Source organism: Streptomyces sp. M41 (assembly GCF_043673425.1).
Taxonomy (GTDB): Bacteria; Actinomycetota; Actinomycetes; order Streptomycetales; family Streptomycetaceae; genus Streptomyces.
This window is the reverse complement of record NZ_JBIMKE010000007.1, coordinates 72,467-97,776: the sequence shown is the minus strand read 5'-3', so window position 1 is coordinate 97,776 and position 25,310 is coordinate 72,467. Positions and strand designations below refer to the sequence as shown.

Below are 25,310 nucleotides of genomic sequence, written 5' to 3'. Positions count from 1 at the left end.
GCTTCGCTTTCCGGCCACCCTGCGTTGACACGCTGACCGAGTGTTGGCCATGGCTTTCCCCGTCGATCTCCGCCGCTGCCAGATGCTCGGTCTGGCCGGTACCGCCTCCCTCGCCCTGGGCGGTGAGACGTCCGGCGCGCTGCCGGTCCGGGAACTCCTCGCCCCGAGCTCGGTCCACGCCGCCCTGGGCCTGGTCGGCGTCTACTTCGGACTGGTCCTGCTGATAGCCGCCTGGCTGCTGCTCGGACGGCTGGTGCGCGGCGCCGACCCGCCCGCCCCGCGCGCCCTGCTGCCGGTGCTGGCGATCTGGGCCGCTCCGCTGCTGATCGCACCCCCGCTGTTCAGCCGGGACGTGTACAGCTATCTGGCCCAGGGCGCCATGGTCGACGCCCACCTCGACGTGTACGCGTACGGCCCCGCCCACCTCGGCGGCCCGCTCGCGGACGAGGTCGCCCCGCTGTGGCGGAACACGGCGGCCCCCTACGGCCCGGTGTTCCTCGGCATCGCCTCCACGCTGTCCGGCCTCACCGGCGCCGAACTGCCCACCGGGCTCCTCGGCATGCGCCTGATGGCGCTGCTCGGGGTCGCCCTGATGGTGGCCGTGCTGCCGCGCCTGGCCCGGCACGGTGGAGCCGACCCGGCCGCCGCGCTGTGGCTCGGCGCACTGAACCCGCTCGTGCTGCTGCACCTGGTCGCCGGTGCCCACAACGACGCCCTCATGCTCGGCCTGCTCGGCGCCGGCCTGGTCGCGGCCCTCGGCCGGTGGCCCGCCCTGGGTGCCGTACTCGTCACCCTCGCCGCCCTCGTCAAGGTGCCCGCCGTCCTCGGCCTCGCCGCGGTGATCGCCCTTCAGACACGGGCCGGCCGTCACCCGGCCAAGGCGGTCCTGACCACGGGCGCGGCCTGCGCCGCCACCACGGTCGCGGCGACGACCGTCGCGGGCACGGGATACGGCTGGATACACGCCCTGGACACCCCGGTCTCCCCGCAGAACTGGGCGCTCACCGGCCTGCTCGGCCGGGCCACCGCCTCGCTGCTGGACCGGGCCGGCAGCGATCTGGCACCGCTGGCCGTCCCCGCATGGCACACCGTCGGACTGGTCGTCACAGCGGCTGTCGTGGTGCTCATCTGGTGGCGCCGCCGACCGCACCCCGTGTACGCCCTCGGCCTGAGCCTCGCGACCGTGGCCGCGTTCGGACCGGCGATCCGCCCCTGGTACGCGCTGTGGGGCCTGTTCCTCATCGCCGCCGCCGCGCCCAGCACCTCGGCACGGTACCGGCCGGCGGCCCTGACGGGGGTGCTCGCCCTGGCCGCCCTGCCCAGCGGCGGGCCCGCGGACCTGGGGCAGCTGGTCCTGGCCGTCTCGGGCGGCGCCCTCGCCGTGGTCGTCCTGTGGCAGGCGCACCTGGCCGCGCAGGCCCCGGCACGGGAGCGCACCGCATGAGGCTTCCGCGCACGGACCCCGGCCGGCTCGCCCTGGTCCTCGTCCTGGCCGCCGCTGTGACCGCCTTCACCGCGACCGTGCCGCTGCTGCGTGACTGGTTCGACCTGCGCGTCTACCACGGCACCGTCGACAGCTGGATCCACCACGGCGGCCGTATCTACGACTACCGGGTGCCCGGCACGGCCTACGGCTTCACCTATCCGCCGTTCGCCGCCGTCGCCATGCTGCCCATGTCCCTGCTCGGTCTGCATGCCGCGGTCGCGGTGGCGCTGCTGCTCAACCTGGCGGCGCTGGGCTTCGCGCTGCACGTGCTGGCGGGCGGGGCCCTGCGGCGCCACGGCTGGTACGGCTGTGCGCTCGCCGCCTGCGCGCTGGCCCTCTTCGAACCGCTCCGGGACACTCTGAGCTTCGGCCAGGTGAACATCCTGCTGCTGGCCCTCGTGCTCCTGGACTGCCGCCTGTTGGCCACCGGACGGAGCCGCTGGGCGGGTGTGGGCATCGGCCTCGCCGCTGCGATCAAACTGACGCCTGCCGCATTCATCGGTCTGCTGCTGGTGGCGGGACGCCGGCGGGCCGCGGCCGTGGCGACCGCCGTCGCCCTCGCCGCGACGGCACTGGCGGCCTGGATCGTTCCCGACGCCTCCCGGTTCTACTGGACGCACGCCATGGGGGACACCACGCGGATCGGCCGCCTCGACTACGTCTCCAACCAGTCGCTCCAGGGCGTCCTGGCCCGGCTGGACCTCACGGACCGTGCGGTGTGGGCGGTGCTGGTCCTCATGGTCCTGGGCGTGTGGGCGGTGCGCACCCGCCGGGCCGTCGGCGCGGGGGACTGGACGGCCGCCTTCGCCCTCACCGGACTCACCGCCTGCCTGGTCAGCCCCATCACCTGGGTGCACCATCTGGTGTGGCTGCTGCCCTCCTTCGCCGTCCTGGTCCGTGCCGGGCACCCACGGGTGGCGGGCGGGCTGTACGCGCTGCTGTGCACCAGCGTGGTGTGGCTCTGGTTCGACGACGCCTCCGGAGTCGACGGCTTCCTCGGCAGCAACACCTATGTCTGGATCACCCTCGCCCTGCTGCTGCGCCTGCCGATCGGTCAGTCCTGCGCCGACCGTTCGACGCCCCTGCCGCGCAGTGCCAGTGACATGGCGCCGGCTCCCATCCCGGCGGCGCCCGCGATCGCCCACGCCTCCGGCCAGCCCACAGCGCCGACCCCGCCGGCCCCGCCCCGCGGTCCGGCCTCGGCGGCCACGGGCTCGTTCACGGGGCCGGGTCTGGGCTTGGCCCGCAAGGCGTCCAGCGACCCCACCGGTTCGACCCGCCCGGCCGCGCCGAACCCCCAGTCGAGCAGCTCGCCGGCCTCCTCGTAGACGGCGTGAGCGCCGCCCGCCCGAGGGTTCAGCACTGTGACGACGAGGGTGCGACCGCCCCGGCGGGCGGCGGCGATGAGGGTGCTGCCCGCCTTGCTGGTGTAGCCGTTCTTGACGCCGATCATCCCCGGGTAGCGCTCCACGCCGTCCGCGCCGGTCAGCAGCCGATTGGTGTTGCGGATCTCGTACGACGTGCCGCCCCGGCCCGGGAACCAGGCCCCGGCGGTGCCGCAGTACCGCGCGAAGTCCGCCCTGCGCAGCCCCGCCCGGCCGAATACCGCCAGGTCGTACGCCGACGAGACCTGGCCCGGGGTGTCGTAGCCGTCCGGCGACAGCACCTTGGTGTCGAGGGCGCCCAGGGCACGGGCCTTCTCCTGCATACGTGCGGCAGTGAAGCGCCAGCCGCCGTTCATCGCGGCCAGTACCCGCACCGCGTCGTTGCCGGAGCTGAGGAACACTCCGCGCCACAGATCGGCGACCTGGTACACCCGTCCCTCGGCGACCCCGACGAGACTGCTGCCGGGTCCGATGCCCGTCAGCTCCTCCTCTCTCACCCGGTGCCGGATGCCGCCGGGCAGGGTGGGCAGCACGGTCAGCGCCAACAGCGTCTTCAAGGTGCTGGCGGGCGGCAGTTCCCGGTGCGCCTCACGGGCGGCGAGCACCTCACCGGACTCGGCGTCGGCCACCAGCCAGGCCAGCGCCGAGACACGCGGCACCCGAGGTGCCCCGCCGTGCGGCCGTACATGGATGCCGGACCGGTACAGCAGCGCGGGCGCCGGGGGCGCCGCCCGCTGCTCGCTCGGCCGGTCGGGGCCGCCGTCGGCGGGAGTGGCGGCGGTGGCTGAGGTGACGGCGGTGGCTGAGGTGACGGCGGTGGCCGGGGCGAGCGACAGCAGGCCGGCCGCACACAGCGCGCATGTGGACACGAGGATCCGGGAGGTAAATCCGATCTTCATACCGTCAACGTAGGAAGTGTGCCGCCCCGCATAGTGCTGCCCGGGCCGGACGGGCCGCGCCTGCACCCGGACGGGCGACGCCCGGACGACATGTCAGTCAGCGGGCAGGGTCGGCTGGATCCGCCGCAGGAACGTCGCGTTGTCGGGCGTCTCGCGCATGCGCTCCAGCAGGGTCTCCAGGCCGCTCTGCCCGTCCCGGCCCCGCAGGACCCGGCGCAGACCGCGCACCGCGTGCAACTCCGCCGCGGACAGCAGGAGTTCCTCGCGGCGGGTGCCGGAGGGAGTGAGGTCGACGGCGGGGAAGACGCGGCGGGAGGCGAGGTCCCGGCTGAGACGCAGCTCCATGTTGCCGGTGCTCTTGAGCTCCTCGAAGAAGAAGTCGTCGGCGCGGGAGCCGGTCTCCACCAGCGCCGTGGCGAGGATGGTGAGCGAACCGCCCTCCTCGGCGCACCGCGCGGCACCGAAGAACCGCTTCGGGCCGTGCAGGGCCGCCGCGTCGACGCCGCCGCTCAGCGTACGGCCGCCGGCCGCGGCGGCATTGTTGTGGGCCCGGCACAGCCGGGTCAGGGAGTCGAACAGGACGACGACGTCCTCGCCCGCCTCGACGAGCCGCTTGGCCCGCTCGATCACGAGTTCCGCCATCGCGATGTGCTGCTTGGGCGCCCGGTCGAAGGTCGAGGCGTACACCTCGCCCCGCACCGAACGCCGCATGTCGGTGACTTCCTCGGGGCGTTCGTCGAGGAGCACCACCATCAGCCGGCACTCCGGGTGGTTACCGGCGACGGCCGCGGCGATCTGCTGGAGCAGTACGGTCTTGCCGGTCTTGGGTGGGGCCACGATCAGGCCGCGCTGCCCCTTGCCGACGGGGGCGATCAGGTCGGCGACCCGGCCCGTCGGACCGGACGCGGGATGCTCGAGCCGGATCCGCTCACGCGGGTGAAGCGGCGTCAGCTCGCCGAAGACGCGGCGGTTCTTCCGGGGAGCGCGCCCGTCGACCAGGGCGACCTCGGTGAGGGCGCGCCGCTCCCCGCGGACCCCGTCGACGAGGTCGCCCTTGCGCAGGCCGTGGCGGCGGATCAGCGCGGGGGAGACCTGGAGGTCGGCCGGCGAGGGCAGCAGGTCCTCGGCGCGCAGGTGCCCCTTCCCGCTCGCGTCGATGTCGAGCACACCGGTCACGGGACGCGCCGGGGGCTGCTGCCGTACCGGGGGTTGTTCGAGTGTGGTGGTCATGGTGGTCGGTCCTTTCACGGACGGAAGGCTTGAGACATGCGGAAGGAAGGGAGTGCCGCGGACATCGGGAAGGCGGACGAAAGGCGCCTTCGAGCGGCGGAGAACAGCACCTCGGACACGGCCCAACCGCTGATCACGAGATGGTGAGAAGAAGCCGGTACGCCGACCGGCGGACTGAGGATGGAACTGGCACCGGCGCCCTCATCCGGGCGTACACAAGTGCTGCTGCGACCGTACCACGACGGTTCAGCGCGTGGCGAGGAGTCCGTAGAGCAGCGGGATGCGCGGCTCGGGCAGCCGCCACCAGCCGGACGCCGTGCGGACCATCCGCGGCCAGCGCGGCCAGGGAAGCTCGTCGCTCTCGGTGAGACGCCGGACGGTGAGCCCCGCACCCACCGACGCGTTCACGACCTCGCCCAGTGAGTGCATCCACTCGAAGCTGTCCGTGGCGCCCTCGACGGCGGGCCCGTCGGTGTAGGTGCGGGTCGCGTCCCGGTGCACGGCACCGCTGCCGCCCAGGTAGTCGTGGCGGAGCAGCAGCTCGGGGCCTTCGCCGGGGCCGGGCTTGGGGCCGAGGGAGTTGAGCAGCGGATGGAACTCCACGACCGACAACCGGCCACCCGGCCGCAGGAGTTGGGCGACCACGCCCGCCCAGCGCGCCAGATCGGGCAGATAGCACAGGGCGCCCTTGCCGGTGTAGACCACGTCGAACTGCCGTCCGTCCAGGGCCTCCACGGCGTCGTACACGTTCGCCCGTACATACGTGACGTCGAGCCCTGCCCTGCGGGCGATGTCGTCCGCGGCGGCCACCGAGGCCGCGGAGAAGTCCAGGCCGACGGCCCGCGCCCCGCGCCGGGCGAAGGCGAGGGTCTCGGTGCCGAGGTGGCACTGGAGATGGAGCACATCGCGGCCGGCGAGTTCGCCGAGATCGTCCCACTCGAAGGGAGCGAACCAGCGGGCGGGGTCCAGGTCCTGGTCGAGGCCGTAGAACCGGCTGGCGAGGTGGACGGGGGTGCGGGCGTCCCAGTTCGCCTGGTTGGCCGACATCATCCGTGCGTGCTCGTCGGTCGTCATGAGGACATCCAACCGCGAACGCGCCGGGCGGCGCGGCAGAAACCCGGACGGGGACCGCCCGGGCGTGGGGTCCGGGCGGGCCGCGTCCGGCGGGCCGCTACGCCGGCCGGGCCTCGGCCTCCTCGAGGATCCGGTCGAACTGCGCACCCATCGCCTCGGCCAGTGCCTGCGCCCCGGACAGCGGACGCACCATGACCATGAAGTCGTCGATCAGGCCGTCCTCGTTCACCCGGAGGAAGTCGCAGCCGGTGATCTCCCGGTCACCCACCCGTGCGGTGAAGACCAGCGCGTGGTCCCGGCCCTCCGGGTCGCCGATCTCGCGCACATAGCGGAAGTCCTCGAAGACCCGCACGACACCGCGCAGGATCGCCGCCGTGACGGCCTTGCCGGCGTACGGCTTGAACACGACCGGGCTGGTGAAGACGACATCCTCGGCCAGCAGGGCCTCGACGGCGTCGGCGTCGCCGGCCTCGACCGCTTCACGGAACGCGCGCATCGGATCACCTCATAGTCAATTAGTTGAGTAGGTGCCGATGACAATAATCACCCGCTGTTACGGTGTCCACATGTCCCTCAAGTACGCCGTGCTCGCCGCCCTCCTGGAGGGCGAGGCCTCGGGCTACGAGCTGTCCAAGCTCTTCGACGTCTCGTTCGCCAACTTCTGGCCCGCGACCCCGCAGCAGCTCTACCGCGAGCTGGAACGCCTCGCGCAGGACGGTCTGGTCGAGGCACGGTTCGTGCAGCAGGAACGGCGGCCCAACAAGCGGATGTTCACGCTCACCGCCTCCGGACGGGAGGATCTGCGGGCCTTCGCGGCCGAGCCGCCCCGGCGGCCCACCGCCATCCGCGACGAGCTCCTGATCAAGGTCCAGGCCATGGACGACCCCGAGGCCGCCCGCGCCCTCGTCGAGGAGCGCGGGACCTGGGCGCGCGCCAAGCTCGACCGCTACGAACGCGTCCGCGAGCGCCTCCTCGACGGGCGGACCGAGGACGCCTACCTGCGCGACTCCGACCGCATCGGGCCGTATCTGACGCTGCTGGCCGGAATCGCCTTCGAGGAGGAGAACCTGCGCTGGTGCGACCGCGTCCGCACGGTCCTGAAGCAACGCGTCGCCGCGAGGTGACCGGGATGTTCAGCCCCGAAGGCCCCTCCTTGCGTGAACTCGCCGTCCAGGCCCTGTCGTCCGTGGAGCGCGGATACGACCTGCTCGCCCCGAAGTTCGACCACACACCGTTCCGTACGCCGGACTCGGTGCTCTCCGCCGTCGAGGAGGCGCTGGCGCGGACGGGGCCCTACGACGACGGCCTCGACCTGTGCTGTGGAACGGGCGCGGGCGTGGACGTACTGGCCGAGGTGTGCCGGCGCAGTGTCACGGGGATCGACTTCAGCGCCGGCATGCTCGACGTCGCGCGAGAGCGGATGGAGGGCGGCGCGTCGCGGAAGCTTCAGGCGGCGGCCGGGGAGCCCCGCGTCGCGTGGGTTCGGGCGGACGCGCGGGCCCTTCCGTTCCGCACCGCCTTCGACCTCGTGGTGAGCTTCGGGGCCTTCGGTCACTTCCTGCCACGCGAGCTGCCCGGGTTGTTCGCCGGGGTCCACTCCGTCCTCCGTCCCGGGGGAGCCTTCGCCTTGCCGGTCGTCGCCCCGCCCCGCCCCGTGGACCCCGCCTACTGGATGCTGCTCGGCTTCGACGCGGTGATGCGGGTGCGCAACGCCGTGTGGCGGCCGCCGTTCGTCATGTACTACCGGTCCTTCCGGCTGGGTGAGGTGCGTGGCGAGCTGGAACGCGCCGGCTTCCGGGTGGAGCTCCAGGCGCTGGACGTGTTCGGCAGCCGCCGCGACGGAAGCCCGCGCGTACGGCTGGTGGTGGCGCGGCGCCCCGGGGAGTGACGGGCCGCATGTGCTCACACCGCCGCGGGCAGCGTGAACTCATAGACGAGCGCGTCCTGTTGGGCGTCCACGACCAGGTCGGTGATCTCCAGTGGGCGGGCGTACTGGTCGTGCACCCGTCGCGTGACCCGCACCGAGGGCGCGCCGGGGAGCCGGCTGATGGCATCGCGGTGATGCAGGGTGAGGCCCGCCTGGCGCATCCAGTCGTAGGCGCGCCGCAGTTGGGCCGACCCGGTGCCGTCGGCGCGATCGCGATAGCGGCCCAGCTCGGCCACCTCGGTCAGGGCCACCGCGGAGAAGGACGTCACGGCCGTACGCCGGCCGCGCCCGTCGGCCCCGGCGGACTCGTAGCGATGGACCAGGGTCGCGCGGTGCGGGGCGAGCCCCAGCGCCTCGGCATGCTCCGGCGGGGGAGTCTCCCAGGTGACCGTGGCGCGGTGCACGGCCCCCGGTGCCGTGGCCCGGGCGCCGACGGGGAAGGTGAGGGACGTCGGGGTCTCGACCGGCAGACCGGGCAGGGTGGCATGGCTGCCGCGCCGGTCGGTGGCGACCAGGCCACTGCGGCGCAGCACCTCCAGCGCCTGCCGTACGGTCTCCCTGCTGACCCCGAAGTGCTCCGCCAACTGCCGTTCCCCCGGCAGTCGTTCGCCGGGCGGGATGCTGCCGTCGCGCAGCTCGCCGAGCAACTGGGTGGCGATTCTCCCGTAAAGCGACTGCGCTTCGGTGAGCGGGCGGTCGTGCGGGGTGGTGCGGGCCATGCCGCGCCTCCTGTTGGTGACGTGTGGTAGTCGTGCGGGTTCGGTGCGCCACCAGGTCTAGCATTGGTCTAAACCAACACGGAAGGGTGGCCTGTCACTTCGGCCGAAACGGCCCCCGCCGGCCGGCCCTCACAGCGCGCCGTACAGGGCCTCGATCAGCGCCGTCTTCCGTGGGTCATCGGCGATATGAGGGCCCATCCGGTTCATCACATAGCCCAGTGACACACCGGCTTCCGGATCCGCCAGACCACAGGACCCGCCGAAGCCGTCGTGTCCGAAAGCCCGCGGGTTGGGCCCGTACGAGCCGTTCGGCCCGCTCAGCCACAGGCCGAGCGCGACCTCGGTCTCGTGTTCGAAGCCGGCGCCGAGCACCAGATCGCGGCAGCCGCCCTGCCCCTCGCGCACCCGCTCGGCCGCCTCGGCGGACAGGACGCGGTGCCCGTCGTGCGATCCGCGGCCCGCGAAGATCCCGTACAGGGCGGCGACCGCCCGTGCCGTGCCGTGCCCGTTCGCGGCGGGAATCTCGGCGGCCCGCCACTCGGGCGAGTTGGCCTGCGCCGCCCCCACGGCCGGGTTGGCCAGTGCGGCCAGCGCCGCGGGCGCCAACTGGCTGAAGACCGCCGCCTGTTCGCCGGCCCTCCGGACGGGCGGCTGTACCAGCTCGGCCACCCGCCCGGACTCCTCCTCGGGCAGCCCGATCGCGAAGTCGATGCCGAGCGGCCCGGTCACCTCCCGCTCCAGAAAAGCCCCCGGCAGCAGCCCCGACACCCGTCGTACCACCTCCCCGACCAGGAAGCCGTACGTCAGGGCGTGGTACCCGGACACCGTTCCTGGCGCCCACCATGGCTCCATCGCGGCGAGCCGCTGGGTCGTCAACTCCCAATCCAGCAGCTGCTGGAGCGAGTGCGGCTCCCGCAGCCCGGACAATCCGGCGCGATGCGACAGCAGATGCCGTACCAGGATCTGCTCCTTTCCCGCGGCGGCGAACTCCGGCCAGTACGCCGCCACCGGTGCGTCGAGGTCGAGCAGCCCCCGGTCGGCGAGGATGTGCGCGCACAGCGCCGTCGGTCCCTTCGACGTCGACCACACATTGACCAGCGTGTCGCGCTCCCACGCGCGGCTGTGAGCCATGTCGGCCCATCCGCCCCACAGATCCACGACGGTCCGGCCGCCGACCGTCACGGCGACCGCGGCGCCCAGTTCCCCACGCTCCCGGAAGTTCGCCTCGAACGCCGTCCGCACCGCCGCGAACCGCGGATCGCAGTGACCGTGCACCTGGGCTTCGTGCTCCGTCATGGGTCACCCTTCGTCTGCCACCAAAAAGCCCAGGTCCGCGCCATCGCGACCGGGCCGCCCTGAACGTACCGACTGGTCGGACTGGACGGAAGGTGCCGAACGCGCCGAACGCGCCGAACGCACCCGGAGGACTCCCCGCCTCCCGACCCCGCGACGCCATGGCCGCGGCGTCGGCCAGGTCCCTCACACGCGCGTACGCAGCCACTCCAGCTTGGCCGCCTCCTGGAACGGGCCGCCGCCCTCGTGGTCGTTGAAGTCGTACACCTCGATGGACTTCTCCTCGTGGGCCCAGGCGTTGAAGGCCGCGAAGACGGTCGAAGGCGGGCAGGTCTGGTCCTCCAGGGCCGCCGAGAACAAGGCCGGCGCCCGGCCGCGGGACGCGAAGTGGACGCCGTCGAAGTACGACAGGGTGCGCAGGGCGTCCTCGCCGCGGCCCCGGTGCGTCTTGAGATAGAGGCCGATCTCGCGGTAGGGATGGCGGTCCGTGAGGGTCGCCGCGCGCGGGTAGTCGCACAGGAACGGCACGTCCGGCGCGATCGCCGTGAGGTCCGGCACCAGGCCGCCGACGGCGATGGTGATGCCGCCGCCCTGGCTCGCGCCGATGACGACGGTGCGGGTGGCGTCGGTCAGCGGATGTGAACGGGCGGCCTCCACGGCACGCACCGCGTCCGTGAACACCCGGCGGTAGTAGTAGTTCTCGGGCGCGTCGATGCCCCGGGTCAGGAAACCGGGATAGGCCGGCGCGGACCCCACCGGGTCCGCCGTCCCGCCACCGGCGCCCCATGCGCTGCCCTGCCCCCGTGTGTCCATCATGAAATGCGCGCGGCCCGTGGACGCCCACAGCAGATTCTCGTGCGGCAGACCGCGCCCACCGCCGTATCCGATGAACTCCACGATCAGCGGCAGCGGTTCCGTGGCCCCCGTCGGCAGCCGCAGCCAGCCCTTCACCGGGTGGCCGCCGAACCCGGCGAACGTCACGTCGTACACCTGCACCGTGGACAACCCCGTGTCGACCGGCTCGAAGCGGGCGTCCAGCTCGTGCTCGCGGGCCTCGTCGAGCGTTGTGGACCAGAACGCGTCGAAACCCTCGGGTTCGGCGGAGCCGCTGCGATACTCGCGCAGTTCGTCGAACGGAAGGTCGAACAGGGCCATCTGGACCGCCTTCGCGGAGAGTGACTGTCAGTGATCACACCGTACGCGGGAGGTCGGAGGACTCGCCAGGTCCCGCCCCTTCATGCCCCCCGCGATGGCGCCATGACGTCTGCCGTCGAAGCCCCGGTCCGGACCGCGGAACTGCTGGTCGAAGCCGCCGAACTGCTGGTCGTGGACGACGGATTGGAGCTCGCCGGTGGCCGGCCGGCCGACAGCGGAGGCCGGGTCACCGGCGCGGGAGAGGCCGGAATGAACCGGGTGGCTGCCCCGTGAGGCATACGAGGGGCGCAAGAGGTGGGGTCATGCCCTTCGGCGCGTCCAGTCCGGCTCCGTGCGAGCCCACTCCAGTTCCCATTCCGCCAGGCGACGCCGCATCGCGGCACGCCGTACGACGGCGTGGCCGAACAGGATCACGGCGACCGCGCCACCGGCGGCACACACACCGAGCGTGACGGTGTGCTCCCAGACCGCCGTGCCGTCCGGGGGCGGGTCCACGGCCCGGCCCCGGGAGTCGAGCCACACCTCGACCGTGTCGCCGGCGCCGGTCCCGGCCGGGACATACGTCGTGGCCGTACGCCAGGCCCCTCCCGGTTCCGTCCAACGGACCGTCATCCTGGTGGACGACCGCCGACCACCCTGCGTCAGCGGGAGCGCGTCCGACACCCTGCCCATGACCTCGGCCCGTACGGGACGGCGCTCGGCGCGCTGGTCCTGGACCGTCGCCCGGGCCACGTCATGGGCCCACCAGGCCGCGACCAGCCCGGCCAGGGGCGCGCCGACGAACAGCAGCACGGCCGCGGCCAGCACGGTCCATGCCTCGACGACATCCGAACGGCGCCGCAGCGGACCGTGTCGCCGACGCCACCCACGCACCCGGCTTCGCATGCCGTTCAGGTACCCCGGACACCGGACATCGTTCCCGACGAGCCGCAGGGACTCGCGCCCGGCTGAGCGCTCAGTCGAAGCGCTCAGCCGAAGCGCTCGATCCGAATCCTGTGCACAGGCTGCCCGGCCGCCACCAGCAGGCGCGAGGCATGTTCCGCGAACCCGTTGGAGCCGCACACATAGGCCTCCCACCCACCCGGAGGTGGATCGGCCAGTAGCGGCGCCACATGTGCTGCGGCCATACGTCCCACGGACACACCTGCCGTCGCGCTCCGTGTGAACACGGGCGTCGTCTCCGCGCCGAACTCCCGCGCGTAGATCAGCTCCTCGGGGCTGCGCGCCGACACCAGCAGCCGCAGCGGGACGTCCAGGCCGCGCGCCCGGTGGTGCCGCACCATCGACATCAGCGGTACGACACCGGAACCGGCGCCGAGCAACAGCGCGGGCCGGTCGCCGGGCCAGGCGAAGAAGCCGCTGACCGGGCCGCGCACCTCGACCGTGTCACCCACCTGCGCCACCGTGTGGAACCAGCCGGAGACCTCACCGTCCGCCACATGGTCGAGGGTCAGCTCGATGTGCCCGGAGTCGTCGTCCGGCGCGGAAGCGATCGAGTAGTGGCGCTGGGCCACATAGCCGTCCTCGGCGGTCAGCCGCAACAGCAGGTGCTGGCCGGGCAGATGGCCGGCCCAGGCGGGCACCGCGAGACGGAACGTGCTGGCCCGCGCGGTCTCGGGACGGATCTCGGCGATCGTGGCGGTCTGCCACACCGCGGTCGCCTGGCCGTCCACGGCGATTCGCCCGGGCACGGCGAACCGGGTCGGGGGAGTCACGTCGAACACGTCAGTCACCGGAGTACCGCTGTTCTTCCCAGGGGTTACCGCGGGCGTGGTAGCCGTTCTGCTCCCAGAACCCGGGTTCGTCGTGGTCGAGGAGGCGCAGACCGGCGATCCACTTGGCGCTCTTCCAGAAGTACAGGTGCGGCACCAGCAGCCTCGCCGGGCCGCCGTGCTCGGGGGCGAGCGGCTGCCCGTCGTACTCCCAGGCGATCCAGGCCCGTCCGCCGGTCAGGTCGGCGAGCGGCAGGTTGGCGGTGTACCCGGTGTGCGCGTAGGCCACGGCATGTGTGGCGGACACATGGGGCCGGACCATGGCCAGGAAGGCGTCCAGCGAGACACCCCCGAACCGCACGCCGAACTTGGACCAGCTCGTCACACAGTGGATGTCGCCCTGGTACACCGAAGCCGGCAGCTCGTGCGCCTCCTCCCAGCTCCAGGTGCGCGGCTGCGCCACCAGGCCGTCGATCCGGAACGACCACTCGGCAGGCGTCAGCTCGGGCGTGACCTCGGCGGACAGGACGGGCCAGTCGTCGCCCGTGTCGTACTGGCCGGGTGGCAGAGCGGCGTTGCGGGCGCGTGGGCGTCCGGTGAAGCCTCGGGTGACGTGCATGCGGGTGATGCCTCCAGGCCGCCGTCGGTGACGGCCCGCGGGTCGCGTGTGAGCAATGAGCTGTGGGCTGTGAACGGTGGGCTGTGACTGTGGGATGTGAGCCGTTGAGTGTGAATCGTGGGGTGTGCATACAACCGTACGCGCACGGAAGAACAGGCGTGATCGTTGGGGTAGGGTGAGCCTTCGGTCGGGACAGCCCCGGTCGTACGGATCCCAGGAGGTGAGACCCATTACCGCTGTGTCAGGTCGGGTGCTCTCCTCTCGAGTCGGCGCGGGTCACCGCCCGTAGGCGACCGCGAGAGCATCCTTCGGCTTCCGAAAGGCTCTCGGCTTCCATGCCCTCTCTCTCCGCTTCGTCGCCCTCCGCTCCCTCGCCGCTCTCCCGAGCCGCCGTCGTCACCGCCCTCCGCACCGCCGGCTGCGTCTTCGCCGAGGACGAGGCCCGGCTGATCCTGGCAGCCGCCCGCACCCCGGAGGAGCTCGCCGCCATGGTGGACGGCCGTGTCACCGGGCTCCCCCTCGAACTCGTCCTCGGCTGGGCCGAGTTCCGCGGTCTGCGCATCACCGTGGAACCCGGCGTCTTCGTACCCCGCCGCCGTACCGAGTTCCTGGTCGAACAGGCCCTCGCGCACGCCCCCGACGCGGGCGTCGTCGTCGACCTGTGCTGCGGCACGGGGGCGGTCGGCGCTGCACTGGCCGCCGCCCTCGGCCCCGTCGAGCTGCACGCGGCCGACATCGATCCCGCGGCGGTACGCTGCGCCCGCCGGAACGTGACGCCGTTCGGCGGCCAGGTCCACGAGGGCGATCTGTTCGAGGCCCTCCCCGACGGCCTGCGCGGCCGGGTGGCCGTCCTCGCGGCGAACGTGCCGTACGTCCCCACCGAAGAGGTGGCCTTCCTGCCCGCGGAGGCGCGCGACCATGAGCCGCACGTCGCGCTGGACGGCGGTCCGGACGGGCTGGACGTCCTGCGCCGGGTCGCCGCCGAGGCGCCCCGATGGCTGGCGCCCGGCGGCTGCCTGCTCGTGGAGACCAGCGAACGCCAGGCCCCGACGGCCGTGGAGACCTTCACACGCAGCGGACTCGCGGCCCACCTGGCCTTCTCCGAGGAGTGGTACGCGCACATCGTGATCGGCCTCAACCGGGCGTCGGCCGCACCGAAGTGACCCTCGGCCCGGCCCCGCCCGGCCCCTCACCGGGAGCCGCCGCCCCGCCCGTCAATCGGGCGTCAGCACACGGGCGATGAGCAGGGCGACGTCGTCGGAGTTGTCCGGCTGGTGCAGGGTGCGCAGGAGGAAGTCGCAGCACTCCTCGAGGGGGCGGTCGGGGCCTTCGAGAAGCTCCAGCAGCGCGTCGAGGCGCTCGTCCAGCGGGTGCTGGCGGGTCTCGACGAGGCCGTCCGTGTAGAACACCAGCCGGTCGCCGGGATCGAGGTCGAGGGTCGTCGTCGAGAAGGCGACGCCGCCGACGCCCAGCGGCGCCCCGGTGGGCAGTTCGAGCAGCTCCGGGGGCCGGCCGGGGCGGACGCGCACCGGCGGCAGATGCCCGGCGTTGGCGATCCTGCACTGCCGCAGCTGCGGGTCGTGGACGGCGTAGACGCAGGTGGCGATGGAGTGGTCGAGGTTCTCGGTGATCTTGTCGAGGTGCTCCAGGAGCCGGGTCGGTTCGAGATCGAGGGAGGCCAGGGTGTGCGTCGCGGTGCGCAGCCGGCCCATCGTCGTGGCGGCGTCGATGCCGCTGCCCATCACATCGCCCACGACGAGCGCGGTCTTGCCGCCCTCCAGGGGGATCACGTCGAACCAGTCGCCGCCGACCTCCGCGCTGGCGCCCGCCGGCTGGTAGCGGGAGGCGACCTCCAGACCGCCCGTCACCGGCGGGTGGCTGGGCAGCAGGCTGCGCTGGAGGGTCAGGGCGGTGTCGCGGGCGTTCTGGTACCAGCGGGCGTTGTCGATCTGCACGGCCGCGCGGGCGGCGAGTTCCCGGGCGAGCAACAGGTCGTCCTCGCTGAACGGCAGCGGATTGCGGGTCCGCTTGAGATCGAGGGCGCCGAGCACCTCGCCGCGCGCGATCAACGGCACCGCCAGATAGGAGTGCACGCCCGCGCGGGCCAGCTGGACGGCGGCCTCGGGGGAGCGGGCGATACGCGGCAGGTCCGCCTCCCCGACCTGGGCGATCATGACCGGGCTCGCGGTGCGCACACACTCGGTGACCAGGCGGTCGGGGCCGTAGCGGGCGACCTGGCCCGGTGGGTCGGCGGCGCTCAGGGCCTCGGTGGCATGACCGGCCCGTACGGCCAGGGCGCGGATCACCGCCGGTTCGGAGGGCGCGAGGCTGCTGCGTCTGCCCTCGACCACGGCCTGGAGCAGATCCACGGCCGCCACGTCGGCGAGCTCCGGCACGGCGACATCGGCCAGCTCACGCGCCGTACGGTCCAGGTCGAGGGTGGTGCCGATCCGCGTGGAGGCGTCGGCGATCAGGGCCAGCCGGCGGCGTGCGGTCTCGGCCTCGACGGCGGCCTGGTGCTGCTCGGTGACGTCCACGGCCATGCCGGCGACGCCGAGCACCGTACCGGTCGTGTCCTCGAGCCGGTAGAGCGAGACGGAGAAGAAGTGCTGCCGGTCCGGGTCGGCCGGTGTACGGCCCACGATGCGCCGGTTGACCAGCGCGTCCCCGGTGCGCAGCACCTCGCGCAGCGCCGCTTCGAGGGCCTCGGCGGCCTCGGGGTCGACCAGCACGTCGCGTGGCCTGCGGCCGATGTGGTCCTCGGCGGCGACCCCGTTGATCGTCGCCAGCGCGGGGTTGACCGAGACGTATCGCAGATCGGTGTCCAGGACGGCGAGGCCGACCGGCGCCTGCGCGATGGTCCGCGTGGACAGCGCCACGTCCCGCTCCACCTGGCGCACCGTCGACTGATCGGCGCACAGGCCCAGCGCGTAGACGTCCCCCTGGTCGTCGAGCAGCCGCATGTTGCGGAACTCCACCAGCCGTGTGCTGCCGTCCTTGCGCCGGATGGGGAAGGCACCGGCCCAGCCCTCACCGGTCGCCATGACGTCGGCGAACAGTTTGACGACCAGATCCACGTACTGCTCATGGACCATGATCCGGGCGGCGTACTGGCCGAGCGCCTCGCGCGCCGGATAGCCGAACAGCTCCTCGGCCTGGGGGCTCCACAGCACGATGCGCCCGTCGGTGTCCAGCACCACCGAGGCCACGCCCAGGACGTCGAGCAGCCCGCTCGGACCCACCGGCCCGCGCACCCGCTCGTTGCCCTCGGGTACGGGGCGTTCGGCTGCAGACATCCCACGCACCGCCTTCACCGGTTGTCGCGGCACGCCGTTCCCCCGTGCCGACTCCCCTTGTTCTACCGCGTTCAACCGTCTCCGGGCCCCCTCGGTCGTCCTCCTCCACCATCTCTCAACACGAGGGTGCACGTCCGTCGAAGTCGGCACCCGAGCACGTGACTGTGTCCGACGGAACGCCGGAGGGCCATTCGCTTGGTCTGTACATGACCGCATCGCGCCGCCAGATTGTCGGCCGACACGCCCCCACCCCGAGGAGTCGCTCGCATGGCCCTGCATCTCTGGCAACGTTGTCACGCCGCTGGTTCCGCCGGTAGTGCTCGACCGGCTCCGGTGCTTTGCTTTTCTTGGGGTTGGGTCCGGTTCCGCGGGCAACCCGTGGTACCGCGGTGCGGCCACGAGAGGAGCGATCACGATGGACCGTGAACGACTGCATGAGGAACCCGTCTCCGTCGAGATCAGCGGATGCAGCAAGGAGGACGCCCGGATCGTCTTCGACGCGCTGTGCGCGTGCTTCGAGTCCGACCGGGGCCCCGAGGACGTGCCGCAGCAGCTCCATGAGACCCGGCCCATGGTGTGGCTCGGCACGTTCGAGGTCACGGACGCGCAGGAGTGTCCGCCACCCGCCCGCCTCTCGGCCTCCGTCGAGGCCGACGCGCAGGGCGGCTACTGGGCCATCGAGCGGCTGCGTACGACGCTGGACTCCCTGTTCACGGTGCACGACCTCACCTCGGCCTCGGGCGACCAGGAGCGGGAGCTGCACGTGGTGCTGGAGAGCCGCACCGGCACGTCATGACCGGCAGGGGCCACTCATGACCGCCCCATGAGCCGCTCATGACGAGCCCCGTCAGCCGTTCATGACGGCCCGGCGTCGGCGTCGAGCAGTGCGGCGGCTGGTCGTCGGCGCACCCGCGATCGCCCTCCGTCCGAGGTGTCCGTGGCCGTTGTCACGCCCTCCCGGTTGTGCAACTAGTTGCATAAGGACTGTCCGGTCCTCTACAACTACGTCAGGCACGACACCGCACGGAGGGCCCCGATGAGCCGTTACCCGCACCTGCTGAGCCCGCTCGACCTGGGCTTCACCACGCTGCCCAACCGCGTCCTCATGGGCTCCATGCACGTCGGTCTGGAGGAGGCGGAGCGCGGATTCGAACGCATGGCGGCCTTCTACGCCGAACGGGCGCGTGGCGGGGTGGGCCTGATCGTCACCGGTGGTATCGCCCCCAACGACGAGGGGCGGCCCTACGAGGGCGGCGCCAAGCTCACCACCGAGGCGGAGGCCGAGCAGCACCAGGTCATCACCGACGCCGTGCACCGCGAGGGCGGCCGGATCGCGATGCAGATCCTGCACTTCGGCCGGTACGCCTACCACCAGGACCTCGTCGCCCCGAGCCCGCTCCAGGCGCCGATCAGCCCCTTCCCGCCCCGCGAGCTCAGCGACGCCGACGTCGAGCGGACCATCGACGACTACGCCCGCGCCGCCCGCCTCGCCCGGCAGGCCGGCTACGACGGCGTGGAGATCATGGGCTCCGAGGGCTACCTGATCAACGAGTTCATCGCCACGCAGACCAACCGGCGCACCGACCGCTGGGGCGGCTCGTACGAGAACCGCATGCGCTTCCCGGTGGAGATCGTGCGCCGGGTGCGCGAGGCCGTCGGCGAGGACTTCATCATCGTCTACCGGCTGTCGATGCTGGACCTCGTCCCGGGCGGCTCCACGCTCGACGAGGTGATCACGCTCGCGAAGGCCGTCGAGGCCGCGGGCGCCACCATCATCAACACCGGCATCGGCTGGCACGAGGCGCGCATCCCGACCATCGCCACCTCGGTGCCGCGCGGCGCCTACACCTGGGTCACCAAGCGGCTGATGGGCGAGGTGTCCGTGCCGCTCGTCACCACCAACCGCATCAACACCCCCGAGCTGGCCGAGGAGTTGCTGGCCGACGGCTGCGCCGACATGGTGTCCATGGCCCGCCCGATGCTCGCCGACCCCGACTTCGTCGCCAAGGCCGCCGCCGGCAAGCCGGAGGCCATCAACACCTGCATCGGCTGCAACCAGGCCTGCCTCGACCACACCTTCAGCGGCAAGATCACATCCTGCCTGGTCAACCCGCGCGCCTGCCACGAGACCGAGCTGACCCTGTCCCCGACCCGGCTGCGCAAGCGCGTCGCGGTCGTCGGCGCCGGACCGGCCGGCCTCGCCTGTGCCGTCAGCGCCGCCGAACGCGGCCACGAGGTCACGCTGTTCGACGGCGCGAGCGAGATCGGCGGCCAGCTGAACGTCGCCCGCAAGGTCCCGGGCAAGCAGGAGTTCGACGAGACCCTGCGCTACTTCCGCCATCAGCTCGACTGGCAGGGCGTCGACGTACGCCTCGACACCTGGGTGTCGGCCGACGACCTGGCCGCCTACGACGAGGTGGTCGTCGCCACCGGTGTCACCCCCCGCGTCCCGGACATCCCCGGCGTCGACCACCCGAGCGTCGTCGGCTACCTCGATGTCCTGCGCGACGGCGCCCCCGTCGGCGACCGCGTCGCCGTCCTCGGCGCCGGCGGTATCGGCTTCGACGTCGCCGAGTTCCTCACCGACGGCGGCGACAAGGCGAGCGAGGACCCCGAGACGTACTTCCGCCTCTGGGGCGTCGACATGGACTACACGGGCCCCGGCGGCCTCGCCGCCCCCGAGCGCCCCGCCCCGCCGCGCACCGTCCACCTCCTCCAGCGCAAGACCACCAAGGTCGGCGCGGGCCTCGGCAAGACCACCGGCTGGATCCACCGCACGGAGCTGAAGCACCGCGGCGTCACCATGGTCCCGGGCGTGCGCTACGACCGTATCGACGACGCGGGGCTGCATGTCACCGTCGGCGAGGAGAGCACGGTCCTGGAGGTCGACACCGTCGTGCTGTGCACCGGGCAGGAACCGCGCCGCGATCTGTACGAGGCACTGCGCGCCACCGGCCGCAGCGTGCATCTGATCGGCGGCGCCGACGTGGCCGCCGAACTGGATGCCAAGCGCGCCATCAAGCAGGGCACGGAGCTGGCGGCGAGGCTGTAGGAGCGAGCGGTCGCCCGCGCTGGGCGACCTCCTCGCGTCCCTAGGATGAGCCCATGTCACTCCCGCACGCGATCCTCACAGCCCTGCTCGAGAAGCCGTCCTCGGGGCTGGAGCTGACCCGTCGCTTCGACAAGTCGATCGGCTACTTCTGGTCGGCGACGCATCAGCAGATCTATCGCGAGCTGGGCAAACTGGAGACGGAGGGCTTGATCCGCACCCTGCCGTCCGAACAGCCGGCCCGTGGGCAGAAGAAGAGCTACGAGGTCCTGCCCGCGGGGCGCGCGGAACTGGCCCGGTGGGCCGGCGCGTCCCAGGACCCCCGGCCCATGCGCGACACGCTGCTGTTGCGCATGCGTGCCGCGGCCGTCGTGGGGACCGAGGGCATCGAAGCGGACCTGCGTCGCCATCTCGACCTGCACCGGCGGCAGTTGGCCGAGTACGAGGAGATCGAGCAGCGCGACTTCCCGTCCGACCGGGACAGTGCCCCGGACCGGTTGCGCCACCTGGTGCTGCGCGCCGGTATCGACCTGGAGACCTTCTGGATCCAGTGGCTCACCCGCGCACTGGACGAGTTCGCCGATGTGCCGGGGCCGGGGCACGAACCGGCCTGAACCGGTGGGGGCTCAGAGCCGGTACGGCCTGAACCGGTGGGGGCTCAGAGCCGGTACGGCTTGGACTTGCGGCGCAGGAACCAGACCGTGGCCAGCGCGCCCGTGCCGACCAGGGCCCCGCCGCCCACCAGCGTCAGGGTGCCGTAGTCCGAGGTGGTCCCGCCGACGCCGCCCATGACTCCGCGCGAGGGCGAGGCCGTGGGCGAGGGCCTGCGCGTCGGGGGTGCCGTGACGATGACCGACTGGGTGCCCGCCGTCGAGCCGTTGGAGCACACCACGATGACCGTGTACGTGCCCGCGCTCACGCCCGACCAGGCCGCCGACTGCAGCGAGGCCGTCCCCGAGAGGGAGACCTGGCGGCCCTGGGCGAAGTTCGCCTGTCTGCTGTTGAGCAGCGAAGCCGTGCCCCAATTGCCGTTGATGTTGGTGCAGGCGCTCGTCGTGACGGAGACCGTGCTCCCGGTCGTGCTCACGGAGATCCCCGAGACCGCGCCGGCCGGACCGGCGGCGAGGGCCAGGGGAAGAGCGGAGGCGGCTGCCGCGGTCAGGCCCGAGCGGAGGAGGAGCGATAGCGATGAGTTGCGCATGTGGACTGCCCTCCGGCGGCACGGTCGGCGGTACATCCGGTGCGCCGCCGGGATCGGGAACGCCCGTGCTGCCTCAGGGGCAGCCAACGCGCCCCGGGCCCGTCCCGCATGCGGGCCGCACCCGGACAGGTGACGGAGTGCGGCGTTCGAGGGGCTGGGCGGTCCGTCAGTCCCGTGCGCCGGTCATCACGCCGGTGGTCACCGTCCGCTCCGTGGAGAAGCCGCCCCAGGTGCCGTCCGGAAGCCTGCCCCGGATGCGCACCCGATGACTGACGCCCCTCTCCGGGCCCAGGTAGAAGCTGTACGTGGCCCGCTCGCGCGGCGCGTTCCCGCCGAAGACCACCGAGGTCGCGGTGCGGCCGTCGAGGCGCACCTCGTACTCCGTGACCACCCCGTCGGTCCGCGGCGGTATCCAGCTCAGGTCGAGGTGGAAGGCCCCGTCCTCCTGGTGGGTCGTCGCCCGGAAGCCGGTCGGGGCGGTGCCGCGCCCGTCGTCGGTGCCGGGCGTGGTGATGCGCAGCGCCTCGGTGGCGGGGGAGACGTTGTCGGCGGCGTCCCTGGCCCGGATCGTGAAGGAGTAGCGCTTCCCGGGCCGCAGGCCGGTGACCACCGTCGCCGTCTGGTTCCCGCCCACACTGTGGATCTTCGTGTCACCCTGATGGATGTCGTACGACATCACGTCCTGGTCGTCGGTCGCCCTCGACCACGCCAGCTGGACCGCCCGGCTGCCGATCGCCCGCCCCTTCGGTGTGCCCGGTCGGGTCGGGGCCGAGCGGTCGGCGGCCACGGCCGCGGGAGTCTTCGCCCGGACCGCCCTGCTGGGCGGCCCGAGACGCCCGTCGGTGTCACGGGCCCGGACGGTGAAGGCGTACGAGGTGGACGGCTTGAGCATGGTGACATCCACCATGTGCGCGGAACCAGGCACTTCCTTGACCTTTGTGGGCCCTCGATATACCTCGTAGACCTGGATGCCCCGGTCGGTGGCAACGGCGTTCCACATGACGTGCACGCTGGTCGCGCTGCTCGCCGCGGCCGTCACCCCGGTGGGCGCCCCGGGAGGCCGTCCACCGCCCTCGCCCGTCTCGCCCGGATCGCAGGCGCAGAGCAGTGCGAACGCTGCGCAGAGAGCGGGGACGAGCAGGAGAACGCGTCGCACGAGTCTGCCTCCCGGGGGTGACCTCACCGCAATGGTCCGGACCAATATGACGTGACTGACGCGGTCACATCAAGAGGGTGGCCGTTGGTGACCCGTGTGGAGGGTTACGTATGCTGAAGCTCTTCACGGCCGAACTCTCCGTGCGAGGTGGGGAGTTCGGGCCGCCGACGCGGACCGCTGTCGTCGCTGATCCCGCGCCGGACGCCGGGGGCCGGCGAGCCCGGGTCCGACATGGACTCAGGGCCCCGGCCCCTTCCGCTCGCTGACGCTGGTGGCGGCAAGCGCCGCCCTGCTGGCTCCGACGACCTCGCCCACGGCCCCGCCCGCCACCGCCCAGGCAGGGCCCATGACGCGCCGCGAGGGCGATGTCGGCGCCGCCGACCTGCTGGCGAAGCTGCGCGGCTGTGACGCCGTGTCACAGGGGCGCTACCGCACCGACAGGGGCGCGCCCGCGAAGATCCCGGTCTGCGGGATGCGGGGAGCGGTCCACTGGAAGGCCGACATGGACATCGACTGCGACGGACGACCCACCCGGCGCTGCAACCGCCGCAGCGACCCCTCCTTCACCGCCGCGACGGCCTTCCAGCAGTCCGACGGGCGCTACTTGAACGCCGAACGCCTCCCGTACATCGTCGTCCCCGCCCCGAGCGGTATCTGGAACCACCGTGACCACGGCATCCGAGGCGGCTCGGTGGCGGCGGTCGTGTACCGGGACCGGGTGCGGTACGCGGTCGTCGGTGACGTGGGCCCGGGCGACATGATCGGTGAGGCGTCGTACGCCGCCGCCGAGGCCCTCGGCATCCCCGCCGATCCGCGCAGTGGCGGCACGCCCTCCGGAGTCACCTACATCGTCTTCGACCGGGCACCGGTGAAGCCCGTCGAGAGCCGTGAAGCCGCCGCGACGACGGGCGAGCGGCTGGCGAGGGAGTTCGTGCACGGCAAGTGACGGCGGCGGGCACGGGGACGGACCGCGCACTGTCGTGCGCCTCACACCTTCCGATACGTGTACGCCTCCGCAGCCGCCGCCTCCACCGCCGTCAGGTCGGCCCCGGTGGCCGCCGTGACGACCGCGGCCACCGCGCCCTCGACGAACGGCGCGTCCACCAGGCGGGTCCCGTCCGGCAGTTCGTCGCCCTCGGCGAGCAGGGCCTTGACGGTGAGGACCGCGCTGCCCAGGTCGGTGAGGACCGCCACCCCGGCACCGCGGTCCACGGACGCAGCCGCCGCCGCGATCAGCTCCGCGCTGGTGCCGAGGTCACCGGCCTCGGTACCGCCCGCCGGGGCGACCGGCACGGCGGTACCGGCACCCGCGAGCCCCTGCGCCAGCTCGGCCACCGACGCCGCCACCTGCGCGCTGTGCGAGACCAGCACGATGCCGACGAGCCGCTCGCCCGCCGTCTCCTCGCCCGCCCTCTCCTCGCCCACCGTCGCGTCACTCACCGTCGGCCTCCGCGAGTCCGGCGATCAGCAGTGCCGAGGACGTCGCCCCGGGATCCTGGTGCCCGATGCTGCGCTCCCCGAGATAACTCGCCCGCCCCTTACGGGCCTGCAACGGCGTCGTGGCCCGGGCACCCTCCTCCGCGGCGGCCCGAGCCGCGGCGAAGCCCTCCTCGAGGGCGTCCACGGCCGGCACCAGCGCATCGATCATCGTCTTGTCGCCCGGCGCCGCACCCCCGAGCGTCATGACCGCGTCCACTCCGGCCCGCAGCGCCTGGGCGAGCTGTTCCGCACTCACCTCGCCGGCGTCCCCGAGGGCCTTGCCGGTCCGGCGCAGCAGCGTGCCGTACAGCGGCCCCGACGCCCCGCCGACCGTCGAGATCAGCTGCCGTCCGGCGAGCGTGAGGACCCCGCCGGGTGTGGCCGGAGCCTCCTTCTCCAGCGCCGCGGTGACGGCGGTGAAGCCACGGTGCAGATTGCTGCCGTGGTCGGCGTCCCCGATGGGTGAGTCGAGGGCGGTGAGCCGCTCCGCCTCACGGTCGACGGCAGCGGCGGTCGCCGTCATCCAACGGCGGAAGAAATCGGCGTCGAGCACAAGATCTCCTTGTGTGGTCGGTACGTTGACACCTCGGCGTCGCCCGTCGCGATGTCCTACATGCCCCAGCGCAGCCCCGGCGTCTTCACCGGCGCCTTCCACAGTCGCAGCAACTCCTCGTCGACCTGGCACAGGGTGATCGAGGCGCCGGCCATGTCGAGCGAGGTGACGTAGTTGCCGACGAGGGTGTGGGCGACGGCCACCCCGCGCTCGGTGAGCACCCGCTGCACCTCGGCGTTGAACCCGTACAGCTCCAACAGCGGTGTGCCGCCCATGCCGTTGACGAGGACGAGCACCGGGTTGCGCGGGGTCATGTCGTCCAGGACGGCGCCCACCGCGAACTCCGCGATCTCGCCGGACGTCATCATCGCCCGCCGCTCCCGGCCGGGCTCGCCGTGGATGCCGATGCCCAACTCCAGCTCACCGGGCGGCAGATCGAAGGTGGGGGTGCCCTTGGCGGGCGTGGTGCAGGCGCTGAGGGCGATGCCGAAGCTGCGGGCGTTCTCGTTCACCTGCCGCGCGACGGCCTCCACCCGCTCCAGCGGCTGCCCCTCGTCGGCGGCGGCACCCGCGATCTTCTCCACGAACAGTGTCGCGCCCGTACCGCGCCGCCCGGCCGTGTAGAGGCTGTCGGTGACCGCCACGTCGTCGTTGACGAGGACCTTCGCGACCCGGATGCCCTCGTCCTCGGCGAGCTCCGCGGCCATGTCGAAGTTCAGCACGTCACCCGTGTAGTTCTTGACGATGAACAGCACACCGGCCCCGCTGTCCACGGCCGCCGCGGCCCGCACCATCTGGTCGGGCACCGGGGAGGTGAACACCTCTCCGGGGCAGGCCCCCGACAGCATCCCCGGGCCCACGAATCCACCGTGCAGCGGCTCGTGCCCCGACCCACCACCGGAGATCAGCGCGACCTTCCCCGCGACGGGGGCGTCCCGCCGTACGATCACCCGGTTCTCCACGTCGACGACCAGCTCGGGATGGGCCGCTGCCATGCCGCGCAAGGCATCCGCGACCACGGTTTCCGCGACGTTGATCAGCATCTTCATCGGTACCTCCCGGAGAGCAGATGTGCCT

The 25,310-nt window shown here is 72.5% G+C and carries 25 protein-coding genes and 1 pseudogene; 10 read left to right on the top strand and 16 right to left on the bottom strand.

The features are described 5' to 3' along the window. Positions 1-49: 49 nt before the first annotated feature. Both mptB and ACHBTE_RS12235 read left to right on the top strand, forming a co-directional pair. The gene (mptB, locus tag ACHBTE_RS12240) at positions 50-1,444 is read left to right on the top strand and encodes a polyprenol phosphomannose-dependent alpha 1,6 mannosyltransferase MptB (protein ID WP_394723711.1); all 1,395 of its coding nucleotides are present in this window, start codon (positions 50-52) and stop codon (positions 1,442-1,444) included. Further along, on the top strand, positions 1,441-2,814 hold the full coding sequence (locus tag ACHBTE_RS12235) for a glycosyltransferase 87 family protein (RefSeq protein ID WP_394723710.1): 1,374 nt from the start codon (positions 1,441-1,443) through the stop codon (positions 2,812-2,814). Before mptB ends, ACHBTE_RS12235 begins: the two co-directional genes overlap by 4 nt. 38 nt (positions 2,815-2,852) lie before the next feature. On the opposite strand, the pseudogene ACHBTE_RS12230 reads toward ACHBTE_RS12235, so the two are convergent. The 4 genes and pseudogenes from ACHBTE_RS12230 to ACHBTE_RS12215 all read right to left on the bottom strand — a co-directional run. After that, positions 2,853-3,770 (bottom strand): annotated as a pseudogene (locus ACHBTE_RS12230) (D-alanyl-D-alanine carboxypeptidase family protein); the annotation flags it as partial. Positions 3,771-3,863: 93 nt separating this feature from the next. After that, a complete protein-coding gene (gene rho / locus ACHBTE_RS12225; RefSeq protein WP_394723709.1) occupies positions 3,864-5,000 on the bottom strand; it encodes a transcription termination factor Rho in 1,137 nt (378 codons plus the stop codon). Positions 5,001-5,246: 246 nt separating this feature from the next. Further along, positions 5,247-6,074, bottom strand: a complete 828-nt coding sequence (locus ACHBTE_RS12220) for a class I SAM-dependent methyltransferase (RefSeq protein WP_394723708.1) — start codon at positions 6,072-6,074, stop codon at positions 5,247-5,249. Between the two features lie 97 nt (positions 6,075-6,171). Then, positions 6,172-6,570 (bottom strand): nuclear transport factor 2 family protein, encoded by a 399-nt coding sequence (locus tag ACHBTE_RS12215; protein ID WP_394723707.1) that lies wholly within the window; start codon positions 6,568-6,570, stop codon positions 6,172-6,174. Between the two features lie 70 nt (positions 6,571-6,640). Between ACHBTE_RS12215 and ACHBTE_RS12210 the strand changes: the two genes are divergently transcribed. Beyond that, the gene (locus ACHBTE_RS12210) at positions 6,641-7,198 is read left to right on the top strand and encodes a PadR family transcriptional regulator (protein WP_394723706.1); all 558 of its coding nucleotides are present in this window, start codon (positions 6,641-6,643) and stop codon (positions 7,196-7,198) included. 5 nt (positions 7,199-7,203) lie between these two features. After that, complete coding sequence (locus ACHBTE_RS12205; protein WP_394723705.1) at positions 7,204-7,962, top strand: class I SAM-dependent methyltransferase; 759 nt, start codon at positions 7,204-7,206, stop codon at positions 7,960-7,962. Positions 7,963-7,976: 14 nt separating this feature from the next. Here the strand turns inward: ACHBTE_RS12205 and ACHBTE_RS12200 are convergent, their stop codons facing one another. The 3 genes from ACHBTE_RS12200 to ACHBTE_RS12190 form a co-directional block, all read right to left on the bottom strand. Then, positions 7,977-8,720 carry a GntR family transcriptional regulator gene (locus tag ACHBTE_RS12200; protein ID WP_394723704.1) on the bottom strand — a complete coding sequence of 248 codons (744 nt, stop codon included), beginning with the start codon at positions 8,718-8,720 and terminating at the stop codon, positions 7,977-7,979. Between the two features lie 129 nt (positions 8,721-8,849). Continuing rightward, positions 8,850-10,016: a serine hydrolase domain-containing protein gene (locus ACHBTE_RS12195; RefSeq protein WP_394723703.1), complete on the bottom strand. Its 1,167-nt coding sequence runs from the start codon at positions 10,014-10,016 to the stop codon at positions 8,850-8,852. Positions 10,017-10,199: 183 nt separating this feature from the next. Beyond that, a complete protein-coding gene (locus ACHBTE_RS12190; RefSeq protein WP_394723702.1) occupies positions 10,200-11,168 on the bottom strand; it encodes an acetylxylan esterase in 969 nt (322 codons plus the stop codon). Between the two features lie 102 nt (positions 11,169-11,270). On the opposite strand from ACHBTE_RS12190, the gene ACHBTE_RS12185 reads away from it, so the two are divergent. Then, positions 11,271-11,441, top strand: a complete 171-nt coding sequence (locus ACHBTE_RS12185) for a hypothetical protein (protein WP_394723701.1) — start codon at positions 11,271-11,273, stop codon at positions 11,439-11,441. A gap of 27 nt (positions 11,442-11,468) precedes the next feature. Here the strand turns inward: ACHBTE_RS12185 and ACHBTE_RS12180 are convergent, their stop codons facing one another. The 3 genes from ACHBTE_RS12180 to ACHBTE_RS12170 all read right to left on the bottom strand — a co-directional run bounded on the left by ACHBTE_RS12180 (position 11,469) and on the right by ACHBTE_RS12170 (position 13,499). Then, positions 11,469-12,053, bottom strand: coding sequence for a hypothetical protein (locus tag ACHBTE_RS12180; protein ID WP_394723700.1), 585 nt, complete (start codon positions 12,051-12,053; stop codon positions 11,469-11,471). 83 nt (positions 12,054-12,136) lie between these two features. Next, positions 12,137-12,892: a ferredoxin reductase gene (locus tag ACHBTE_RS12175; RefSeq protein WP_394723934.1), complete on the bottom strand. Its 756-nt coding sequence runs from the start codon at positions 12,890-12,892 to the stop codon at positions 12,137-12,139. Between the two features lies 1 nt (position 12,893). After that, positions 12,894-13,499 (bottom strand): sulfite oxidase-like oxidoreductase, encoded by a 606-nt coding sequence (locus ACHBTE_RS12170; protein ID WP_394723699.1) that lies wholly within the window; start codon positions 13,497-13,499, stop codon positions 12,894-12,896. A 335-nt stretch (positions 13,500-13,834) separates the two neighbouring features. On the opposite strand from ACHBTE_RS12170, the gene ACHBTE_RS12165 reads away from it, so the two are divergent. Next, positions 13,835-14,662, top strand: a complete 828-nt coding sequence (locus ACHBTE_RS12165; RefSeq protein WP_394723698.1) for a putative protein N(5)-glutamine methyltransferase — start codon at positions 13,835-13,837, stop codon at positions 14,660-14,662. 51 nt (positions 14,663-14,713) lie between these two features. Here the strand turns inward: ACHBTE_RS12165 and ACHBTE_RS12160 are convergent, their stop codons facing one another. Further along, positions 14,714-16,795, bottom strand: coding sequence for a SpoIIE family protein phosphatase (locus ACHBTE_RS12160; RefSeq protein WP_394723697.1), 2,082 nt, complete (start codon positions 16,793-16,795; stop codon positions 14,714-14,716). Positions 16,796-17,210: 415 nt separating this feature from the next. On the opposite strand from ACHBTE_RS12160, the gene ACHBTE_RS12155 reads away from it, so the two are divergent. The 3 genes from ACHBTE_RS12155 (at position 17,211) to ACHBTE_RS12145 (ending at position 20,458) form a co-directional block, all read left to right on the top strand. After that, entirely contained in the window at positions 17,211-17,591 is a 381-nt protein-coding gene (locus ACHBTE_RS12155) for a hypothetical protein (RefSeq protein ID WP_394723696.1), read from the top strand. A 240-nt stretch (positions 17,592-17,831) separates the two neighbouring features. Continuing rightward, positions 17,832-19,847, top strand: a complete 2,016-nt coding sequence (locus ACHBTE_RS12150; RefSeq protein ID WP_394723695.1) for an FAD-dependent oxidoreductase — start codon at positions 17,832-17,834, stop codon at positions 19,845-19,847. Positions 19,848-19,900: 53 nt separating this feature from the next. Next, entirely contained in the window at positions 19,901-20,458 is a 558-nt protein-coding gene (locus ACHBTE_RS12145; RefSeq protein ID WP_394723694.1) for a PadR family transcriptional regulator, read from the top strand. Positions 20,459-20,502: 44 nt separating this feature from the next. On the opposite strand, the gene ACHBTE_RS12140 is transcribed toward ACHBTE_RS12145, so the two are convergent. Then, the gene (locus tag ACHBTE_RS12140; protein ID WP_394723693.1) at positions 20,503-21,045 is read right to left on the bottom strand and encodes a hypothetical protein; all 543 of its coding nucleotides are present in this window, start codon (positions 21,043-21,045) and stop codon (positions 20,503-20,505) included. A 166-nt stretch (positions 21,046-21,211) separates the two neighbouring features. Next, on the bottom strand, positions 21,212-22,201 hold the full coding sequence (locus tag ACHBTE_RS12135) for a fibronectin type III domain-containing protein (RefSeq protein WP_394723692.1): 990 nt from the start codon (positions 22,199-22,201) through the stop codon (positions 21,212-21,214). 271 nt (positions 22,202-22,472) lie between these two features. Between ACHBTE_RS12135 and ACHBTE_RS12130 the strand changes: the two genes are divergently transcribed. Next, complete coding sequence (locus ACHBTE_RS12130; protein ID WP_394723691.1) at positions 22,473-23,147, top strand: glycoside hydrolase family 75 protein; 675 nt, start codon at positions 22,473-22,475, stop codon at positions 23,145-23,147. Positions 23,148-23,188: 41 nt separating this feature from the next. On the opposite strand, the gene ACHBTE_RS12125 is transcribed toward ACHBTE_RS12130, so the two are convergent. From ACHBTE_RS12125 to dhaK, 3 genes are read right to left on the bottom strand one after another with little or no spacing between them, the layout of a single operon-like run. Beyond that, on the bottom strand, positions 23,189-23,641 hold the full coding sequence (locus ACHBTE_RS12125) for a PTS-dependent dihydroxyacetone kinase phosphotransferase subunit DhaM (RefSeq protein ID WP_394723690.1): 453 nt from the start codon (positions 23,639-23,641) through the stop codon (positions 23,189-23,191). Then, the gene (gene dhaL, locus ACHBTE_RS12120; RefSeq protein WP_394723689.1) at positions 23,634-24,233 is read right to left on the bottom strand and encodes a dihydroxyacetone kinase subunit DhaL; all 600 of its coding nucleotides are present in this window, start codon (positions 24,231-24,233) and stop codon (positions 23,634-23,636) included. Before dhaL ends, ACHBTE_RS12125 begins: the two co-directional genes overlap by 8 nt. A 56-nt stretch (positions 24,234-24,289) precedes the next feature. After that, positions 24,290-25,282: a dihydroxyacetone kinase subunit DhaK gene (gene dhaK / locus ACHBTE_RS12115; RefSeq protein WP_394723688.1), complete on the bottom strand. Its 993-nt coding sequence runs from the start codon at positions 25,280-25,282 to the stop codon at positions 24,290-24,292. Positions 25,283-25,310 lie beyond the last annotated feature (28 nt).

Excerpts from the sequence above, each read along its gene's own strand:
- mptB (WP_394723711.1), top strand. The coding sequence starts at position 50 with ATGGCTTTCCCCGTCGATCTCCGCCGCTGCCAGATGCTCGGTCTGGCC.
- ACHBTE_RS12235 (WP_394723710.1), top strand. The coding sequence starts at position 1,441 with ATGAGGCTTCCGCGCACGGACCCCGGCCGGCTCGCCCTGGTCCTCGTC.
- rho (WP_394723709.1), bottom strand. The coding sequence starts at position 5,000 with ATGACCACCACACTCGAACAACCCCCGGTACGGCAGCAGCCCCCGGCG.
- ACHBTE_RS12220 (WP_394723708.1), bottom strand. The coding sequence starts at position 6,074 with ATGACGACCGACGAGCACGCACGGATGATGTCGGCCAACCAGGCGAAC.
- ACHBTE_RS12215 (WP_394723707.1), bottom strand. The coding sequence starts at position 6,570 with ATGCGCGCGTTCCGTGAAGCGGTCGAGGCCGGCGACGCCGACGCCGTC.
- ACHBTE_RS12210 (WP_394723706.1), top strand. The coding sequence starts at position 6,641 with ATGTCCCTCAAGTACGCCGTGCTCGCCGCCCTCCTGGAGGGCGAGGCC.
- ACHBTE_RS12205 (WP_394723705.1), top strand. The coding sequence starts at position 7,204 with ATGTTCAGCCCCGAAGGCCCCTCCTTGCGTGAACTCGCCGTCCAGGCC.
- ACHBTE_RS12200 (WP_394723704.1), bottom strand. The coding sequence starts at position 8,720 with ATGGCCCGCACCACCCCGCACGACCGCCCGCTCACCGAAGCGCAGTCG.
- ACHBTE_RS12195 (WP_394723703.1), bottom strand. The coding sequence starts at position 10,016 with ATGACGGAGCACGAAGCCCAGGTGCACGGTCACTGCGATCCGCGGTTC.
- ACHBTE_RS12190 (WP_394723702.1), bottom strand. The coding sequence starts at position 11,168 with ATGGCCCTGTTCGACCTTCCGTTCGACGAACTGCGCGAGTATCGCAGC.
- ACHBTE_RS12185 (WP_394723701.1), top strand. The coding sequence starts at position 11,271 with ATGACGTCTGCCGTCGAAGCCCCGGTCCGGACCGCGGAACTGCTGGTC.
- ACHBTE_RS12180 (WP_394723700.1), bottom strand. The coding sequence starts at position 12,053 with ATGCGAAGCCGGGTGCGTGGGTGGCGTCGGCGACACGGTCCGCTGCGG.
- ACHBTE_RS12170 (WP_394723699.1), bottom strand. The coding sequence starts at position 13,499 with ATGCACGTCACCCGAGGCTTCACCGGACGCCCACGCGCCCGCAACGCC.
- ACHBTE_RS12165 (WP_394723698.1), top strand. The coding sequence starts at position 13,835 with ATGCCCTCTCTCTCCGCTTCGTCGCCCTCCGCTCCCTCGCCGCTCTCC.
- ACHBTE_RS12160 (WP_394723697.1), bottom strand. The coding sequence starts at position 16,795 with ATGTCTGCAGCCGAACGCCCCGTACCCGAGGGCAACGAGCGGGTGCGC.
- ACHBTE_RS12155 (WP_394723696.1), top strand. The coding sequence starts at position 17,211 with ATGGACCGTGAACGACTGCATGAGGAACCCGTCTCCGTCGAGATCAGC.
- ACHBTE_RS12150 (WP_394723695.1), top strand. The coding sequence starts at position 17,832 with ATGAGCCGTTACCCGCACCTGCTGAGCCCGCTCGACCTGGGCTTCACC.
- ACHBTE_RS12145 (WP_394723694.1), top strand. The coding sequence starts at position 19,901 with ATGTCACTCCCGCACGCGATCCTCACAGCCCTGCTCGAGAAGCCGTCC.
- ACHBTE_RS12140 (WP_394723693.1), bottom strand. The coding sequence starts at position 21,045 with ATGCGCAACTCATCGCTATCGCTCCTCCTCCGCTCGGGCCTGACCGCG.
- dhaK (WP_394723688.1), bottom strand. The coding sequence starts at position 25,282 with ATGAAGATGCTGATCAACGTCGCGGAAACCGTGGTCGCGGATGCCTTG.